This window comes from Saprospiraceae bacterium, from assembly GCA_026129545.1.
In the GTDB taxonomy this organism is placed as follows: Bacteria; Bacteroidota; Bacteroidia; order Chitinophagales; family Saprospiraceae; genus M3007.
In genome coordinates this window covers 19,620-37,975 of the sequence record JAHCHX010000003.1, presented here as the reverse complement: position 1 = coordinate 37,975, position 18,356 = coordinate 19,620, and the positions used below count along the sequence as shown (strand labels likewise).

At 56.0% G+C, this 18,356-nt stretch carries 7 protein-coding genes and 1 other RNA gene; 4 read left to right on the top strand and 4 right to left on the bottom strand.

The window, feature by feature from the left end:
- Window positions 1-14: 14 nt before the first annotated feature.
- Complete coding sequence (locus KIS77_17965; protein ID MCW5924213.1) at window positions 15-1,085, bottom strand: AlkZ family DNA glycosylase; 1,071 nt, start codon at window positions 1,083-1,085, stop codon at window positions 15-17.
- Between the two features lie 266 nt (window positions 1,086-1,351).
- Between KIS77_17965 and KIS77_17960 the strand changes: the two genes are divergently transcribed.
- Window positions 1,352-7,324 carry a T9SS type A sorting domain-containing protein gene (locus KIS77_17960; protein MCW5924212.1) on the top strand — a complete coding sequence of 1,991 codons (5,973 nt, stop codon included), beginning with the start codon at window positions 1,352-1,354 and terminating at the stop codon, window positions 7,322-7,324.
- A gap of 25 nt (window positions 7,325-7,349) precedes the next feature.
- Here the strand turns inward: KIS77_17960 and KIS77_17955 are convergent, their stop codons facing one another.
- Window positions 7,350-7,610 (bottom strand): T9SS type A sorting domain-containing protein, encoded by a 261-nt coding sequence (locus tag KIS77_17955; protein ID MCW5924211.1) that lies wholly within the window; start codon window positions 7,608-7,610, stop codon window positions 7,350-7,352.
- Here KIS77_17955 and KIS77_17950 point away from each other — a divergent pair.
- Window positions 7,498-7,764, top strand: coding sequence for a hypothetical protein (locus tag KIS77_17950; GenBank protein MCW5924210.1), 267 nt, complete (start codon window positions 7,498-7,500; stop codon window positions 7,762-7,764). The genes KIS77_17955 and KIS77_17950 overlap by 113 nt on opposite strands.
- Before the next feature lie 633 nt (window positions 7,765-8,397).
- On the opposite strand, the gene KIS77_17945 is transcribed toward KIS77_17950, so the two are convergent.
- Window positions 8,398-9,165 (bottom strand): SDR family oxidoreductase, encoded by a 768-nt coding sequence (locus KIS77_17945; protein ID MCW5924209.1) that lies wholly within the window; start codon window positions 9,163-9,165, stop codon window positions 8,398-8,400.
- Between the two features lie 296 nt (window positions 9,166-9,461).
- Here KIS77_17945 and ffs point away from each other — a divergent pair.
- Window positions 9,462-9,552, top strand: an RNA gene (gene ffs / locus KIS77_17940) — signal recognition particle sRNA small type.
- Between the two features lie 87 nt (window positions 9,553-9,639).
- Window positions 9,640-10,302: a fructose-6-phosphate aldolase gene (gene fsa / locus KIS77_17935; GenBank protein MCW5924208.1), complete on the top strand. Its 663-nt coding sequence runs from the start codon at window positions 9,640-9,642 to the stop codon at window positions 10,300-10,302.
- A gap of 249 nt (window positions 10,303-10,551) precedes the next feature.
- Here the strand turns inward: fsa and KIS77_17930 are convergent, their stop codons facing one another.
- Window positions 10,552-18,138: a choice-of-anchor L domain-containing protein gene (locus KIS77_17930; protein ID MCW5924207.1), complete on the bottom strand. Its 7,587-nt coding sequence runs from the start codon at window positions 18,136-18,138 to the stop codon at window positions 10,552-10,554.
- Between the last annotated feature and the right edge of the window lie 218 nt (window positions 18,139-18,356).

Sequence of the window (18,356 nt, the reverse complement as noted above, 5' to 3'; positions counted from 1 at the left end):
GTCATGTCGCCGCTTTAGATGGTTTTGTTTTGAAAAACAAAGGATTCAAATCGCTTCGCCGCCGCTTCAAAAGCCTCCTGCTCGGCAGCCGTCAGCGTCTCGTACATCTCTTTCTCAATCACAACCGAGTCCTTTTTGAAGGTCCGTTTCCAGATGCCTTTCACCCAGCCGTTCACTGCCACGACGGGCTTGAAAATGCCGTTGCCCGTGATGGTTTGCGCCTTTCGGGAAGCATGGAGCGAGGCGCGGCGGTCGGTGTAGCTCACCAAAAACTCATCAAAAGCTGGCAGCAGATGCACGTTCAGAGGCGAAGCAGGCTTGGGCTTGAAATCATTGGGCAGCCAGAGCGTCTGATTTTCGACAATTTCTTTTGTCAAAAACGGCTGCATCGCTTCCAAACCCACCCGTGCGTCGGCAGCCCGCAAGCCCGACCACCATTGAAAATCGGTTAGCGACGCGGGTGCATGACTTGTGAAATAGCGTCGGGCAAGTTCGGCGATGGCATCGGGTCGAGCGAGTATTTTGCCGGGCGGGATGCGCTCGTCGAGCAGCGCGTAGGTCTGCTGTTTGCCGCGTCGCGAGCCGTTGCAGACGATGGCGTCTAATTCCGCCTCGAACATGATATGGGTAGCCTGCGAATTGTTGGCAACGATGCCCGATTTTGCCAATTCGGCCATGAGTTCTTCGCGGGTCAGTTGCTTGCCGCCTTCCAGAGCTTTGGCAATAAGCGTGTTGGTTTTTTTGAATAGCGCCTCGTCCAATCCAAGTTGCTTGTTCATGGCGACAGTAGCAGATTTGACCTGTGGCGCGGATAGTGCCAGCATCCAACGAATGTCTTCGGCGGCAGCGAAATGCCAAGTCGGGCGCAGGACGTGGGTGCGCACGATGTCGCCCCGGTCAAGCGCGGCCTCGATGTCGGCATCGGTGGAGCCGGGGATGCGCAGGCCAATCGCCCATTTGGCGTGGGTGTAATCCTGCGCTTGCATCGCGCCGAGCCAAGCGGCCACTTCTTTCGGTTGGGTGAAAGACGAGTGCGTAATGAGTTGGTTTTGAAGCCTGAAAGAGGCGATTTCCGATTGAAGCATTTGAAGAAGTTGAGCCGTGCAAACGTAGGTTGTCGGCCTGAAAAGTTGTTATTGTTCGAGGTCAATTCTTTGGCGCATAGTCATTTCAAGCCCTTTCCGGCCTGAATTTTGCCTACCGCTTCGACGGCATTTTTTCACCAAAAATGACAAAAACCACGTTTCCCTCCACGCGTTGCTCACAAATTTCAAAACTTTGAGCGATTTGTTACGCATCCGCCAGGGCGCGTCTGAAAGCGGCCCCGAGACTAAAACCCGATTCATTCACCTTGCTAATCCTTCCCGACGACATGACTTTCCAATACCTGCGCTGTGTCTGGCTCGTGCCAGTTTTATTGTTCTTTTTTGCTTCGAACCACGCCGCGGCACAATGCCCTCGCCCTGAGCTCCTTTCCGCTTCCCTCGTCACCGACTCCACGGCCCTACTCACATGGACCGATGTGGGCGACGAATACCAAATCGAGCTCCGCGAGGCCAACCTGCCTTTCTCCGGCACCCCCACTCATTTTGTGAACGGCGCCCCGCCCCTACCGCTCAGCAACCTCACGCCCGGTCAGCAATATCACTTCCGGGTGCGGGTGGTGTGCCCGGATGCCAGTTTCAGCGATTGGAGCGCGCCGCGCAGCTTTGCCACCGACCTCAACAACAAACGCCCCTGCCCGCTTGATTTCGAGCTCCGCGACACTTCTTGCGGGAGTAACCAATTTTTCAAAATACACGTCAACAATGCACCGGGTATTTCCCTCGGCAACGATGTGGCACTGCGCGGGGTGAGAATCATGCTCGAACACACTTGGCGCTCCGACCTCAGTGCATGGCTGTGGTCGCCCGACGGAACCCGTGTGCAAATCGTAGGCGGACTAAACGCGAGCGACAAAAACATCGGCAACCCGGCGGGCAACCCTTGCGCCCAGTTTGTGGAATTGACCGAGCAGCCCGGCGCTCTACCTCTTTCGGCGGCTGCCGAACAAGACAATTTTACGGGTTATTACCTTCCTTTTCAATCCTTTACACCTTTTGCCAACAACCAAAACCCCAACGGGGTGTGGCGACTCGAAATTTGCGACAACAAAGCCAATGACAAGGGGAGACTTCGCCTGTTACAACTTGTGTTTGCCCCTAGCGGCTGCGCAGCGGTCGAAAACGTGACGGCTTCCAACATCACGGCATCGTCGGCTGATATTTCTTGGACACAAGGCACGGATAGCGTGATAGTCGAGTATGGCCCAGCGGGTTTCATTCCCGGCACTGGCAGCAGCGCGGGCAACGGCGGCACCATCGTGGCGCTGCAAGAACCCATTGCCCTGCCGCTCCCACTTGCCGGACTGACGACATTGACCACCTATCAGGTGTATGTGCGGCGCCTTTGCGCACCTGGTGTGTGGGGGCCTAACAGCGCCCATGCCCAGTTTTTCACCAACTGCCCCCCTACCCTCTTGGAAAATTTCGACGACTTGCCGACTTGTCCGGCGGGTTGCGCCGCTCCCTGTCCGTTGCCCGGCCTTTGGCAAAACGTGCCGGATGACAATTACGAATGGAAAGTATGGACGGGGCCGGGGCTGGTGTTCCCGACTGCCGGGCCGGCCGCCGCATCGGGTGGTGCGGGCAATTATCTCTATTTTAGAAATGCCTGCTCGCCTACGGGTGCCAATGGCGAGACGGCCATCCTCCGCACCTTGTGCGTGCAAGTAGTGGCCTCAGCAGGACAACCCTGTCATTTTTCCTTCGACCTTTACATGAACACCACGACTGGCCTGATGAGCAATCTCGCCTTCCAAATCTCTACCGACGGGGGGCAAAATTGGACCACTCTCCAATCGTGGAGCGGCAATCAGGGCAAACGCTGGCAGCGCGAGTATGTGAGCCTTGCCGCTTTCGATGGTCAAATCGCGGTGTTTCAATTTGTCGCCACAGGTGTGTTCGGCTCTTATGGCGACATCGGCATTGACAATCTGGCGTTTTATGGCTCCACCGTGGATGGAGAGCCAGACTACTCGTTTTTCCTCGACGCGGACGGCGATGGGTTTGGCGACCCTGAGCGCCGCGTCATTCTTTGCACCCCAAACGCGCCTCCGGGTTATGTGCCAAACGACGGCGATTGCGACGACGATGACGCGGATATCTATCCTGGAGCGACAGAAATCCTGTGCAATGGCGTGGACGAAAATTGCAATGGCATGGACGATGACACGTTCATCGCAGCACCGAGTGGCAACGGGGCGGTCGTCTGTGTCGGAGAGACCGTCGTGCTGACGGCCAATGGCACCCCTGTCGGTCAGTTTTTTTGGTTCGAAAATGCCAGCAGCCACACACCCATCGGCATCGGCTCTACCCTGACTTTGGCCTCATTGGCGCAAACCAAAACTTTTTACCTGCAAGACTCGCTGCCGGGGGCGAATTGTGCCAGCATCCGCACACCCGTGACAGCGACAGTGAACCCCACCCCCGCGCTGTCGTCCACCCCCCTGCCCCCCGTTTGCTTGGGTCAATCGGTCAACCTTTCCAACGCGACGACGGACACCGCCAATGCAGGCGGCACGACCAGCTATTATTTTGCGCTGCCGCTCACTATGGGTACCCAACTTTCCTCGCCGTTCATCGTGCCGAACGCCAGCGCGACCTATTATGTATTGAATCAAACAAGTCTGGGTTGCGCTGACACCGCCGCCGTCGCGGTCACGGTGAACCCTTTGCCAACCGTGCAAATCGCGCAAGGCGATTCCGTGACGGTATGTCGTGGAAAATCCGTCACGTTGAACGCCACCGGAAACGGACCCGCGCCGCTCTCCTACACTTGGAGCAATGGGCTGAATTTGCAAAACATTCCCGTGCAAGCCAGCGCAACACCCGGCACCACAACGACTTACACCGTGACAGTAACAGATGGGAACAGTTGTTCGTCGTCGAAATCCATCAAAGTACACACCCTGAATAACGTGACGCAAACCGCCATCCTGTCGGTGCAGAATCCCTCTGTCTGTGGCGGCACTGACGGCAGCATCACCCTCGAGCCGCTCAATGGGACACCGCCCTATACCTTCACTTGGTCGGGACCGACCGCAGGCACTTTGACCGACATAACAGGCCCCGGCACCATCACAGGCTTGCAACAAGGCGGCTATCGCGTCACCGTGACCGACGCATCCGGTGGCGGGTGCTCTATGGTGATGCCGCAAATCGTGCTCAATGCGCCCGGTTTCTCCGTCGAAGTGGATGAAATCCTGCACGTTCAATGTCCCGGCCAAAACACAGGCAGCATCACGCTTAGTGTGAATGGCACCAACCCAACCATCAGCTGGAACACTGGCCAAAACACCCCCGCCATCGGCAGCCTGCCACCGGGTACATATTCTGTCACCATCACAGATGGTGCCTGTTCGCAAGTGTTGAGCAATCTGGAAATCACCGCCCCGTCCCCGCTCCAAATAGTGCTCAACAACCTGACCAACGTCGCCTGCAATGGTGCCAATTCCGGTGCGCTCGACCTCGCCATTTTTGGCGCGACCCCGCCGTATAGTTCTGTTTGGTCAAATGCAGCGACGACGGAAGATCTTTCCAATTTGGCTCCCGGCGACTACACAGCTACCGTGACGGATGCAAACGGCTGTTCCTTCACGACGGATGTTTACAACATTTCCGAGCCGCCGCCGCTCGTCGTTTCGGAAGGCATCATCCAAGACATCCTTTGTTTCGGGGAAAATACAGGCGCTATTTTTATTGAAACAACGGGCGGCGTGTTGCCCTATCAGTTTTTGTGGAACAACGGTGCCACTCAAAATTCGCTGAACAACCTCCCAGCCGGGAACTACTCAGCCACCGTGACGGATGCAAACGGCTGTTCCGACACATTTGTCACCACCCTTTCGCAGCCTGCCGCGTTGGCGCTTGATGATGTGCTCACCACCCACCCTATTTGTGTGGGAGCGCAGGATGGCCGCATAGAAGCCCTTGTCAGCGGCGGCACACCGCCCTATCAGTTCGATTGGAGCCACGGCCCGTCGGGTATGGGGCTGAATATTTTGGAAAACCAAACCAACGGCCACTACGGTCTCACCGTGACTGACGCGGCGGGATGCTCCGTGGCGACAACCGACATCACGCTCAACGCGCCTCAACTGCTGACGCTGACGGTCAATGACCTTGTGCCCGCCGATTGCTTTGGCGCTTCCACCGGGCGCATTTCGGTGGAGGTCAGCGGCACGCAAGGCAGCGTCAACGTGACTTGGAATGGCCAAGCAGGAGGCTTCACTTTGGCCGATGTCCCGGCGGGTCAATACATCGTGAAAGTGCAAGACGGGCGGGGCTGCTCCATAGAGCAGACCTTCTGGCTGGCCCAACCCGAACTGCCTCTGACTTCCACGCTGCTTTCGCTGCAACATGTGACCTGCGCGGATGAGCCGAATGGGAGCATCACCATCAACACTTCGGGGGGCACCACGTCTTACTCCTATTCTTGGAGCAACGGAGCCATCACCAAAAACCTGTTGGCCATCAAAGCAGGCTCCTACACCCTCACCACCACCGATGCCAGAGGATGCACCCATATATTGGGGCCGCTTGTGGTGACCCAACCGCCCGCCCTGACCATAGAGCCAAACCTCACCGATATTCCGTGCATTGGCCTTTCGTTGGGCAGCATCGAATTGAACGTGATTGGGGGTGTGCCGCCCTACCAATATGTGTGGAGCAATGGCGCTGTCACCCAGAACATTTATTCGCTGAATGCTGGTCAGTATTCGGTGACGGTGCAAGATGCGAGCGGCTGCGTGAAGGTGCTGAACGACCTGAATGTGATTGACCGAAAACAAAGTTTCACGGTGCGCACCCTTGAGGTCAAACCTGTTTCTTGCCCCGGTGCCGACGATGGTCGTATCGTGGTGCAAGTAGTCAATGGCTCAGGGCCGTTCCAATTCGCTTGGTCGCCTCCGGTGGGTTTGCACCCCAACATTACCAACCCGACTGACCAAGCAAGCAATTTGTCAGGGGGCATCTACACGGTGACGGTGACCGACGCGCAAGGCTGCGTGGCCATTTCACCGCCCTACACGATTGAGGAAGCGCCCCCCGTGGTTTTTAATATCGTCAACCAAATCAACGTCTTGTGCAAGGACGATTCCACCGGGGTGATTCAAACGGCATTTTCAGGAGGTTTGCCGCCATTTGCTTTTTTGTGGAACAACGGCGCGACAAGCCAAAATCTGGAGCACCTCTCCGCCGGAATTTACCGGCTCACTATCACTGACTTTTTCGGCTGCACATACATATCGCCCAACGTGAACATCACGCAACCTGCGCTCGGACTGCAAATCACCACCGATTCGGTGCGACAAGACCGATGCGGCGACAGCGGCGGCGCTATCTTCCTAAAAGTGGCTGGGGGTACTGCCCCTTACGCCTTCTTGTGGAACAGCGGCCAACAAACGGCCTCCATCACAGGGCTTGCCGCAGGGCAATATCAACTGACGGCAACAGACCATGTCGGCTGCACCCAAGTGTCGCTGCTATACGACATCGAGGCGCTCAGCACCCCGTTGGACGTGGATTGGGTGAAAACCGATGTCGCCTGTCGCGGAGGCAACACGGGTGCCATATCGGTACAGGCATTTGGCGGCACTCCCGAATATCAATTTTTCTGGAACACCGGCCATATAGGGCCTCACCTTACCAATCTTACAGCTGGCACCTACACCCTAACCCTGACTGACGCTGCGGGTTGTTTCAAATTTTTCACCTTTATTGTGGTCGAGCCGCCCTTGTTGTTATTTTCATGGACGACAGACTCTTCCGCCAACGGTTGGTCCATCACGCTCAATGTGCCTTCTTTTTATGCAGTGGAATGGAGCGCGAACACTGGCGGGCAAACAGGCCCGGTCGCTACGGGACTGTCAGCTGGCATCTACTACGCTACGGTGACGGATTTGCTGGGCTGTACTCAGGTGGTCGGCCCCATCGCGGTCGGCACATTGCATACAGGAGCGCCAGAAATGATTTCAATCTTGGCGCTTTTTCCCAATCCGACTTTTGGGCAAGCCACGTTGGATGTGGAACTTGAACAGCCCGCGGCGCTGGAGGTCGCGGTATTCAATTCATTGGGGCAACTGGTTTTTCTGAAAAAAACGGATGCCCACCGGGAGAGGCATACGGTGGCGCTTGAGTTGGAAGCCCTACCGCCATCTGGATATTGGGTAAAAATCAGTTTGGCAAGTGGTGAGGCAAAAATACTTAGGTTGATAAAACTATGAGGAGTGAGGGGCATCCCGTTGCCCCTCACTCCTTCACAAACACCCGCGCCGCCACACCCCCCGCCGACTCCGCCCGCGCGATGTAGGCCCCCGCCAGCCAGCCCGACAACCACACCTCCTCCCGACCCGACGCGGACCGCGCCGACCACAACTCCTGCCCCAGCAGATTGTGGATGGAAAATCGGACGGGCCTGTCACCCGCCGCCGCCCCTTCGAGCGCCAGCGACACGGTGACGCGGGCGGGGTTGGGCGCAATGGAAAGCAGGGAGGCGTCGAGCACGCGCAAGGGCGGCTCCCCAGTCCCCACCGCGCCGCAAAAAACAGTGTCCATGCACCCATCCGCGGTCACCTTCACCACCCAGCCCACGAACTGGGTGCTCAAAGCCCCCAAGCCGCCCGCCACCATGCTGCCGCTGCTCAGGATGCCCACCCCGCCGTAGGCAAACTGGCCCCACCGGGGACGTGGGGCGCCGGCGCGTTGTCGGCCCTCGACCAGAGGCTGTCGCCCTGCTCCGTGAACTTGTAGAGCCAGCCCCCCCCAGTCCCGGCCGCTGGGCTGGGCAAGGTCGCCGTAAGCCGTGCGCTGCCCCGCCACGAGGTAGTGCCCGTCGGGGGGCCGCGTCATGTCGTAGAGGCCGTTGTAGTCGCTGCTGCTCGGGCCGATGTGCTTGAGCCATTGGAGGCTGAGCGTGGAATCAAACTTGAGCGGGAGTTTGCGCCAAAGTCGCTTGCACGACCCTACCGAGCCGTCGCCAACGAAAAGGAGAGTATCTGCCTTGTTCTACAGCACTGAACAATCCAGACCCGTACTTGATTGATTTTCACCGATGCGAGACATTCAACAAGCGCCCCGTGCCTCGAAGGCTTTGCCGCTCTTGGTAGGCACGCTCCATCAGTTCGGGGTCTATGTTCCTGCTGGGCTGCTTGCTGTCCAATACCCGGCAGCAACCACAATCTTTGCACTTGTAGGTTTGGGTGCCGGAGCGGTTTTTCCCGTTTTTGACGATGTTGCTGCTTTCACAGCGGTGTCAACGACGAACTTCTGTTATCATGGCGAAAAATTACATTGCCAGTTAAGTATTTCCACTACCAAGATAAACGAAGCCTCCGTCAATGAGGTGGTCAACGCCGGTGATGAAGGCCGCCTCGTCGGAACAAAGGTAGAGCGCGAGATAGGCGACTTCTTCAGGCGTTGCCATGCGGCCAATGGGCTGCGAGTGCGCGAGTTTCTCGAACATTTCTTGCTCGCGGCCCGGGTAGTTTTTGGACAAAAAACCATCCACGAAGGGCGTGTGCACCCGCGCGGGCGAAATGCTGTTGCAGCGTATGTTGTGCCGGATAAAATCTTTGGCGACGGAGAGCGTCATGGTTTTTACCGCGCCTTTGGTCATGGAGTAGGCAAAGCGGTCGGCCAGCCCGACCGACGAGGCGATGGAGGCCATGTTCAAAATGACACCGCCGCCTTGCGCTTTCATGAGTGGCAAAGCGGCATAGAGGCAATTGTAAACACCTTTCACGTTCACCTGAAAAAGACGGTCGAAGTCGGCCTCCTGGGTGTTTTCCGCATTACCGATGTGGGCGATACCAGCGTTGTTGACCAAAATATCCACTCGCTCCAAATTTTCAAAAACAGCCACGACAGCTGCCTGTTGGCTCACGTCGCATGGGTGAACAAAGATTTTTTCGGAAGAATCGGCAACGGCTTCGCGTGCATGCTCCGCGTCCCAATCCAAAATGTGAACCCTCGCCCCTTGCTGGGCAAACACTTTGGCAATCGCCAGACCGATGCCGCTGCCGCCGCCCGTGACGACGGCTGTCTTGTTTTGCAGACTGAAAATCATAGGATGCAAAAGTAGTAGACTTGTTGCGGTGGAGGGCTTTGAGTGAAGGAGATTGTCATTTTTTCGACTGGCGAGGCAAATTTTGCAGTCTAAATCGGGCATATTCGGCGAAAAATTTAACGAAGCCAGTCGGAAAAAGGGCTTTCCCTTCGCCAAAGCTCCCCACCGCAACAAGTATAGTGTTGTGCATGGAGAAAAATTTGTTTGAGTTCCTGCCAGACAAAGACGAACATGAGCCCAAAAATTTTGCTGGGTAAATGGAAAGTAAATTTTTCGCCGAAGCTCGTACCTTTGCCCCGGCGCCGGGCGACCAGCTCCTGCAAAACCTCCCCAGGGCGGAAACGCAGCAAGGATATGTGGTCGTAGCGGTGTGTTCGGCGCTTTTTCTTCAACATGCCAATTCGATGATGTGCCAATGTGCCAATGTTGCGCATTGGCACATTTTCAAATTGGCGCATTAGCACATTAGAAACCATGCTTTTTTTCATAGACACTGCCAACCTCGACCACATCCGCGAAGCTGCCGAACTGGGCATTCTCGACGGCGTGACCACCAATCCCTCGCTCATGGCAAAAGAGGGTATTTCTGGTGAAAAAAATATCTTGAAACACTATCGCACCATTTGTGGAATCGTGGGGCAAGGCCGCGACGTGAGTGCCGAAGTGATTGCAACCGACTTCAAAGGCATGGTCGCCGAAGGCAAGCAACTCGCCGACATTCACGAGAACATTGTGGTGAAGGTGCCGATGATTAAGGACGGCGTGAAGGCATTGGCATATTTCACGGAAGCTGGCATCAGGACGAATTGCACGCTGGTTTTTTCGGCGGGCCAAGCGATTCTGGCTGCCAAAGCGGGTGCCACTTATGTGTCGCCGTTCATCGGGCGTATTGACGACATCGGCTGGGATGGCATGAAGCTTATCCGCGAAATCAACCAGATTTACACGGCGCAGGCTTACGAGACGGCCATTCTCGCGGCCAGCATTCGCCAGCCGCTGCACATCGTTCAATCCGCCAAAGCGGGTGCCGATGTGGTGACTTGCCCCCTTTCAGCCATTATGGGTTTGTTCAATCACCCCCTGACGGACATCGGGCTGGAGAAGTTTTTGGCTGACTACAAAAAGGTGAATGGGTGACGTTAATAGACTTGTCGCGGTGGAGGGCTTTCCCTTCGCCAAAGCTCTCCACCGCGACAAGTCTAATGAACGAAGGAAGATGATTTTGGGGAAAAACCCTGCTTCGCGTTTCGGGGCAGGGTGTTTTTTTAGGGTAAAATTTGGCCTCCCACCGAACAAGATTCACAAATGCCGAACTCGGATTGAAACAACAGGAGCCATCACCGAACATTCGGGATGGCTCCTGTTGTTTCAATCCAACTCAATATACTACCTCAACAAAGTGACATCGCCTTTGTAGAGCAATACGCGGCCATCAATCAATTCGATTTCGGCATAGTAGGCAAACACGGCGGGTGTCATCAGCTTGCCGCGATAACGACCATTCCACCCATAGGCTGGGTCGTTGGGCAAGAAGTTTTGCTTTTGGAACACCATGGCCCCCCAACGGTCGAATATTTGGAAGGTCTTGACCTGCACCACTTGGTCGCCTTTTGCAAAAATGTAAACCACGTCGTTGTCGCCATCTTCTTTCCACGGTGAAAACACGTTTGGAATGTAGATGTGCGGCTGATTGTCCACCCGAACGACCGTGCGGTCGCTGGCTTCGCAACCGTCAATGCTGATGATGGTGACGGTGTATTGGGTGGGCTTGAAGGGTTGTGCGGTTGGGCTTAACAGGTTCAGAATGCTGTTGCCGTCGAACGTCAAGCCGTCTATGGGTGTCCAGATAACGGTGTCAATGAGTGCAAGTGGATAGCCAGCTGGCAAGGTGGCTTCGATTTTCAGCGACTCTCCCAGCGCGATTTTGAAATCGGGCGCGAGCGAGACGGCTGGGTCGGGTGCTTTTGGCACGTTGAGCGTCTTGTGAAATTCGCAGCCATTGGCATCCTGTATCCAAAGGTCGTAGGTGCCCGGCGTGATTTTTTGGAAATCGGTTTGCGCGAAGAAGGACTGGCCGTTGTTGATGGAGTAGGTGAAGGGGCCAACGCCGCCTGCCACCTGTCCGAAGGTGATGATGCCGTCATTATCCTTGCAGCTCGGATTTTTCAAGTCGAAAATGAAATCCGTCGGCATATTGGTTTCCAAAAACACTTGTACTTGGTCGGTTTGCGTACAGCCAGTCGTTGTGTTGGCAACGGTAAGGGTATAAACGCCTGCTTGGTTGACCACTGGTGTCAGGCTACTGTTGCCGGAGACGAATTGCCCCCCTTGTGTGCTCCAAGTGTAGGAATAAATGGAGCCTGTCGAGCCTGAGCCTTGCAAGGTCACTTGCTCCACTGTGCAAGTCAGGGTGAATGGTGGCCCTGCTTCCGCTATGGGCAGCACGATGTTGTCGTTCACCGTCACGGTGGCAGTATTGGTACAGCCCGTCACATTGTTCAAAACAGTCAGTGTATAGGTACCGGAGGCACTCACGGTGGCCGAATTTGTTGTTTCTCCGCCTACGATGTTGCCGTTGAGGGTGGTCCAGATATAGCTGATGTTGGAGCCGCCCTGCGAGCCACTGCCATTGAGGGTGACTTGTGGTTGCACACAAGTGATGAGCGATGGCGTGGCGATGGCTGCCACGGGTGGCGTGGTGTTCACGTTGACGAGCACTTCATCGGAAGCGGAGCAACCGTTGTCCTCATTCACAACGACAAGGACGTAGGTGCCACCTGCCACAATGGTCGGGTTAAGGCCATTTGCGCCGACGAGAATTTGCCCGTTGGTGGTGGTCCATTGATAGAAATAATTTCCGTTTTGGCTGGAGCCTGTGCCGTTGAGTTGCAATGATGTGACGGCGCAGGTCAACAAGCCATCCGTACCTGCATGGGCGGTTGGGTTTTGCACATTTTGCGCCACCTCGGTCGAGTAGGTTTGGGTACAGCCGTTGGAAGTGTCGGTAATCAGCAGGGTGTAATTGCCGGGCTGGTTCACCACTGGCTGGAGCGGGTTGGTTTGGTTGACAAAGTTGCCACCTGTCGTGCTCCATTGATATGTGAATTCAGCGCCCGTGCTGGAGGCAGTGGCATCCAAGGTAGTTTGCTGCACCGCACAAGTCAGGGTGCTGGGCTGTGCAATGAACACATTGGGCTGCTCTTGGTCGGCAGACACGCTGGTAGCATCGGTGCTGGTGCAGCCATTGAGGGTGTTGGTCACGACGAGCGAGTAGGTGCCGGTGGCGTTCACGGTCGGCGCAAGGGTATTTGCTCCGCTCGTGATATTGCCGCCATTCGAGGCAGACCAGCTGTAAGTGAAGTTGCCGTTGGAACTCACCGTGCCTGCAAGATTGACTGACAACACGGTGCAAGTCAGCGTGGGCGACGGCCCAGCATCCATTACTGGTGGGTTGATATTTTGGGTAACAAGCACGCTGGAGCTTGCTGTGCAATTGTTGGTGGTGTTCGTCACGGCCAACACATAGGTGCCCGGCGCGTCAATGGTGGGATTGAGCGTGCCGTTGCCACCTGTGATGTTGCCTCCACCTGTGGCGGTCCAGAGATAAGAAAACTCTGGCCCTGCGCTGCTGCCCGCCCCACTCAGCGTGATGCTGGTGACGGCGCAAGTGAGTTGGGGCGCGTTGTTGGCAATGGCGATAGGCACGTCAGCGGCTTGTGTGATGAGCACGGTCGAGGTGGCGGTACAGCCATTGATGGTATTGGTCACCAACAGGAAATAGTTGCCCGCGCCATCTACCGTAGGGTTGAGAATGTTGGTCGGCGTGATGAAATTACCGGTGTTGGTTGTCCATTGATAGGTGAATTCTGGCCCTGTGCTGGCAGTGGCATCCAGTGTGTAGGTATTTGCCACACACGTCAGTTGGAAGGTGTTGCCTGCGTTGGCATTGGGCTGTGCAAAATCCATGGTGACAAGTACTTCATCAGTGGTCGTGCAGCCGTTGGTCGTGTTGGTGACGAGAAGGCTGTATGTGCCGCCTTGATTAACGACCGGGCTTCCGGTGGTGCCACCCGACAGGATGCCGGCACCCGTCCAAGAGAATGTGTAATTAGAGCCAGATGGGTTGGCCGTGCCGCCAAGTTGCAGTTGTGGGTTGAAACAGTTGAGCACTTTGTCAGGCCCTGCATCGGCGGGCGGGGGGGTGATGTCCTGATTGACGGTGACAGCCATGTCGGAGGTGCAGCCATTGGCAGAGTTGGTAATGACCAAGTTGTAGCTGCCCGGCTGGTTGACCACGGGGTTGAGGGTAGTGTTGCCAGACACGATGCCCGGCCCCGTCCATGCGTACGAAATGTTTGCGCCGGTGGTGGAGCCGTTGCCATTCAGCGTGACTTGCCCGGTCACGCAGTTCAGGATGTTCGGCGTGGCGATTTGCACGATGGGTTCATCGGCATCTTGCAAGATATTGACTTGGGCGGTGGATGTGCAGCCGTTTTGTGTATTGGTGACCAATATCTGATAGGTGCCGGGAGCGTTCACTGTTGGGTTCAGAATGTTGGTGGGGCTGGTGAAATTGCCGCCCGACAAAGCCGTCCACTGATAGCTGAATTGTGGGCCAGTGCTGGAGCCACTGCCATCCAGTGTCATGGAAGGTTGGGTACAAAGCAGCGTTTGGCTCGTGCCTGCGCTGGCTGTGGGGGCTACTTTGTCGGCCTCCACTTGAATGGAGAAGGTAGCGGTGCAGTTGTTGGCAGTATTTGTCACCAACAAAGTGTACTGACCGGGCTGGCCAACGGTGAGGAGCAAGGTGCCTTGACCGCTGACGATTTGCCCGTTGATGGTGCCCCACTGATAAGAGTAGCCGGGTCCCGACGAAGAGCCGTTGGCATTGAGCGTAACCTGCGGCACCGCACAAGTCAGTATGCCCGAAGGCGTGGCGATGGCGGTTGGCAGGTTGGCATTGCTGGTCACCGTCGCGGATGCTGTGGAGGTACAACCATTGACATTGTTGGTGACGGTAAGTGTATAGGTGCCAGCTGCGGTCACGGTCGGATTCAAGGTGTTGCCGCCCGCGCCGATGCCACCTCCGGTGGAAGAGGTCCATTCATAAGTAAAGTTTGGCCCCGTGCTACTGCCTGTGCCGTTGAGTTGTACCACAGGTGAGGTGCAATTCAATTCGCCTCCCGGTGCCACGGTGGCTGTCGGGTTGGTGATGTTTTGCGGAATCGCAATGGAGGCAGTGCTTGAACATCCGTTGGTGGCGTTCGTGACGACCAAGTTGTAGGTGCCGGGTTGGTTCACTGTGGGTGTGGGCGTGTTGCCGCCGCTGACGATATTGCCGCCTGTCGTAGTCCACACATAGCTCAAATTGGGCCCAACAGGTGCGTTCAGATCGCCCAACGTGTGTGAGGTGACCACGCAGGTCAGCGTGGCAGGCGTTCCCGCGTTGGCCGCGGGAGCCGCGATGTCTTGTGTGATTAAGACCGATGCCGTTGCTGTGCATTGGTTGGTGGTGTTGGTCACCAGCAAAGTATAGGTGGCTGGAGCGTTGACGACAGGATTCAAAGTGTTTTGCCCTGATACAAACGAGCCGCCGGGTGTGGAAGACCAAGTGTAGGTGAAATTTGAACCGCTGCTGCTGCCAGCGCCGCTGATGGTTAGCTGTGTCGTGTTACAATTCAGCAGGCCGTTGACATCTGCCTCGGCTACTGGCACGGAATTGTCCTGAGCCACCGTCGCGGTGGTGCTATTAGTGCATCCATTTACGGTATTGGTCACGACAAGGGTATAATTGCCGGGTTCGGACACGACCGCATTGGCGGAGGCTTGCCCCGATTGGATGTTGCCATTGGCGGTTGACCAAGAGAAGCCAAGACTTCCGGCAGGCGTGGAGCCACTGCCATTGAGCGTCACGGTCGTGTTGGTGCAAGTCAACAAGGCAGGAGCTCCAATGACCGCGACTGGCGGCGTGGTGTTGCTGTTCACCAGCACCACATCCGTCTTCGTGCATCCATTTGCCGTATTGGTGACGAGCAAGGTATAGGTACCCGTAGAGGAGACCAAGGGATTGAGGGTGTTGCCGCCGCTGACGATAGTGCCGCCGTTGGTAGCCGTCCATTGATAGGTGAAATTGGCACCTCCGCTGGAACCGCTGCCGTCGAGGGTGGCATTGGTCAACACACAGGTTAGGGTTTGGTCAGGCCCCCCATTTGCGGTGGGCAGCACGTTGTCGCCCACGACTTGCGTGGACTGAGATGCCGTGCAACCGTTGGCTGTGTTGGTGACCACCAAGGTGTAAGTGCCGGGCTGATTGACCACCGGGGTGAGCGTGTTGCCGCCGCTGACGATGTTGCCGCCTCCCGAAGCCGTCCAGTTGTAAGTGAAATTCGGCCCACTACTGGAGCCGTTGCCATTAAGGCTGACGGAGGTCACGACGCATGTAAGTGGGTCTGGAGCCGCTGCCACCACATCTGGTGGGGTAAAATTGCCCGGCACGGTGGCCGTAGTGGTTTTTGTGCAACCCTTTGAGTCTGTGACGGTGACGGTATAGTTGCCGGGGGCAAGATTTTGCGGGTCCTGCACTGTTTGGCCGCCTGTCCAATTATAGGTGTAGTTGGGAGAACCGCCAGTAACCGTAAGGTCAATGCTGCCCCCCGTCGGGTTGGCGCAAGTGGCTCCTTGCACATTGGCGACGACGGGGTCAATGGCTGGTGGGGCTACCACGTTGAACTGTTGTTGGCTGGTGCAGCCAAAGCCGTCGGTGACGGTTACTAAATAGGTGCCTCCCTGCAAATTATTTTGGAAAGGCAAATTCGGCAAGTTCTGCGGGCCTTGCCAAGTGTATGTGTATGGGCCTTGCCCACCAGTCACAGAGGTTTGGATGGCGCCGTTACTGGAATTATTGCAAGTGGGGTTGGTCACGGTACCATTTAGCGTCAGCGACGATTGTGTCACTAACAAGGCTCCCTGTCCATTTCCCACGCACCCATCTGAATCTATGACGTTGGCTATTTGGTAAAGTCCGGGTTCGTTCACCTCCAAGAAGAACGGATTTTCTGTGATGCCTTCTATGGGTGGCTGTAGGTTGCCGCTTTGGGTATAATTGAGCGTGAATGGCCCGGTTCCCACAAAGTTGACCCTGATAAGAGCTGATTGACCCGGACATATTTGTGGCGCGGGAGGCAGAAGCTGCGCCACGGGCGGGGCTTTCACGTTGATGCGAGCGGTGGCGACAAATGTTTTGCCGCAGTTGTCTGTCACTGTCACGCGGATGTTTGTGGAAACCGCCACAAATTGGGATTTGGTGTCTGTGTTGCCGCCACCTTGCCATGAATAAGAGTAGGGGGGCACACCATCTGTAGGAGTGACGGTGACCGTGCCGACGCCCGAGCCACAAATAACCACCGTGTCGGCCACGGCAGACAGCGGCAAGAGGTCGTGTATCGTGAGCGTGACTTCAGGCTCCAAGCAAGAACAGGGGTTGGTGAGGCGGATGACGATGGTCTCGGCACCTTCCGCAATCAAGTCGTTCACGATATTCACGTTGATAACCACTTGAGTTTGACCGGCAGGAATCACGACCACCGCCGGGATAGGCGAATAGTCGGCACCGGGAGTGGCCGTGCCACTGATGGTGTACGACACGGTATAGTTCGAGTTGACGTTGCCGCCCACTCGCTTGAACACAAGCTTCACAGTGCCACAACCTTCATACACGTCGGTCACGTCTGGTTGGTCGTTCACAAGCCATTCCACCGAGGCCGCACCCGAGCCGGAGAAAGAACCTGCTCTCAAGAACACGCCCGAATCGAAAATGCCGTCGCCCACATCCGCGATTTTCAGTTTGATGTGATACGTCGAGCAGGGAATCACCGGTGCGACTGCCGTGAGTCTTTTCGTGAAGCCATCGAACTGCACCTCATTGACTGCGGGGCCGTTTGCGGGTTGTTGCCCGCAAAGGTTGCCGCTGGAGGCCGGTTGGTTGTTCACATAAAGCCCCGCGTTGGAAATGTGGTTCACGTTGTTGATAGCGACATAGTTGCCCGGCCCCAAAGCCGCGATATTGGCCGCGCCGCCAAAAGGCCCCGTGATGCCCGGCCCCGAAATGAAAAAGCCAAAAGCGTCATTGAATTGCGAACCCACGTATTCGCAGTATTCCTCAGAGCCAAAAACGTATTCAAACGTCAGCGGGGTTTTGGTAGGCGTAAAATCAAATTCGATATTGGCTAAGTCGTACAAACTGCCGCTACCCGAAAGTTGCGACAAGTCGGCGTCGGGTGTCGCGTTTCCAAAGCCAGCACTGGCGTTGTCGGCATTGTTGGGGCCAACCGCGACGGCACAGTTGCCCGTAGCCATAATCATCCCGTAGTCAAAACCGATATTGGTAGTGCCATTTGTAAAAGTGCCAATTTGAGAGCCATTGCCTTGAAACGTCACATTGGTCACATCAAAACAGTTGCCACCGATAAGCACGTCTCTGATGAGGTCTTCGGCAGAGCCGCCGGGCGATACCTCAAGCACCGCCAGCGACTTCATGTATTCCGCAAAACTCTTCTTCAGGCAAGTGTTGCAAACCATGGAAACATAATGCCGGGGCGGATTGTCAGCCTCCCAAGAGCAGGGATAGTTGAGCTGAAACGACATGGTCGAGGCAGTCACCACAAACTTCAACTGGCGAACCGCCGCGTCGTATTCAAGGATTTTCGTGTTGGCATCTGTTGCCACAACTTCAGGCAAGCAGCCATTAAGTGCGGGGTCTTCTGGCACAATAAGCGAGAAAGTCTCGCCCACAATTAGATTTTCAAAAGTCAATACCTGATTGGTCGAATACGCCGTGATGACATGGCGTTGCAAGTGCCCGTCAAGCACGGTGGCAGCAGTATTGTCGGCCTGACCTCGCAACACTGCGGGGGTCGAAAACACCAGAAGCAGGATGAGAAAGGGGAAAAAATGACGGGGTGTAAATACACGCATAGACAACAAGGGTTTGATTAGTTAGTGTGTATGGTTTGGACTTCGATTTGTCCTGACGGACAAGACACGGCGGAGATGCTTCTCGCTGCATCATCCGCTGTTTGAAATGTCACAGAGTTGGTTGAATTGGCACATTCGTAGGCTCGAACCGGAAAAATGGGTCGCCCAACACAAACGAGTGGGCTACTTTGTCACGAGTATGCGGGGGAGGATTAGCA

What these genes read in the sequence shown, in the direction of transcription:
- KIS77_17965 (MCW5924213.1), bottom strand. Translation starts at nt 1,085, where the DNA reads ATGCTTCAATCGGAAATCGCCTCTTTCAGGCTTCAAAACCAACTCATT.
- KIS77_17950 (MCW5924210.1), top strand. Translation starts at nt 7,498, where the DNA reads ATGGAAAATCGGACGGGCCTGTCACCCGCCGCCGCCCCTTCGAGCGCC.
- KIS77_17945 (MCW5924209.1), bottom strand. Translation starts at nt 9,165, where the DNA reads ATGATTTTCAGTCTGCAAAACAAGACAGCCGTCGTCACGGGCGGCGGC.
- fsa (MCW5924208.1), top strand. Translation starts at nt 9,640, where the DNA reads ATGCTTTTTTTCATAGACACTGCCAACCTCGACCACATCCGCGAAGCT.
- KIS77_17930 (MCW5924207.1), bottom strand. Translation starts at nt 18,138, where the DNA reads ATGCGTGTATTTACACCCCGTCATTTTTTCCCCTTTCTCATCCTGCTT.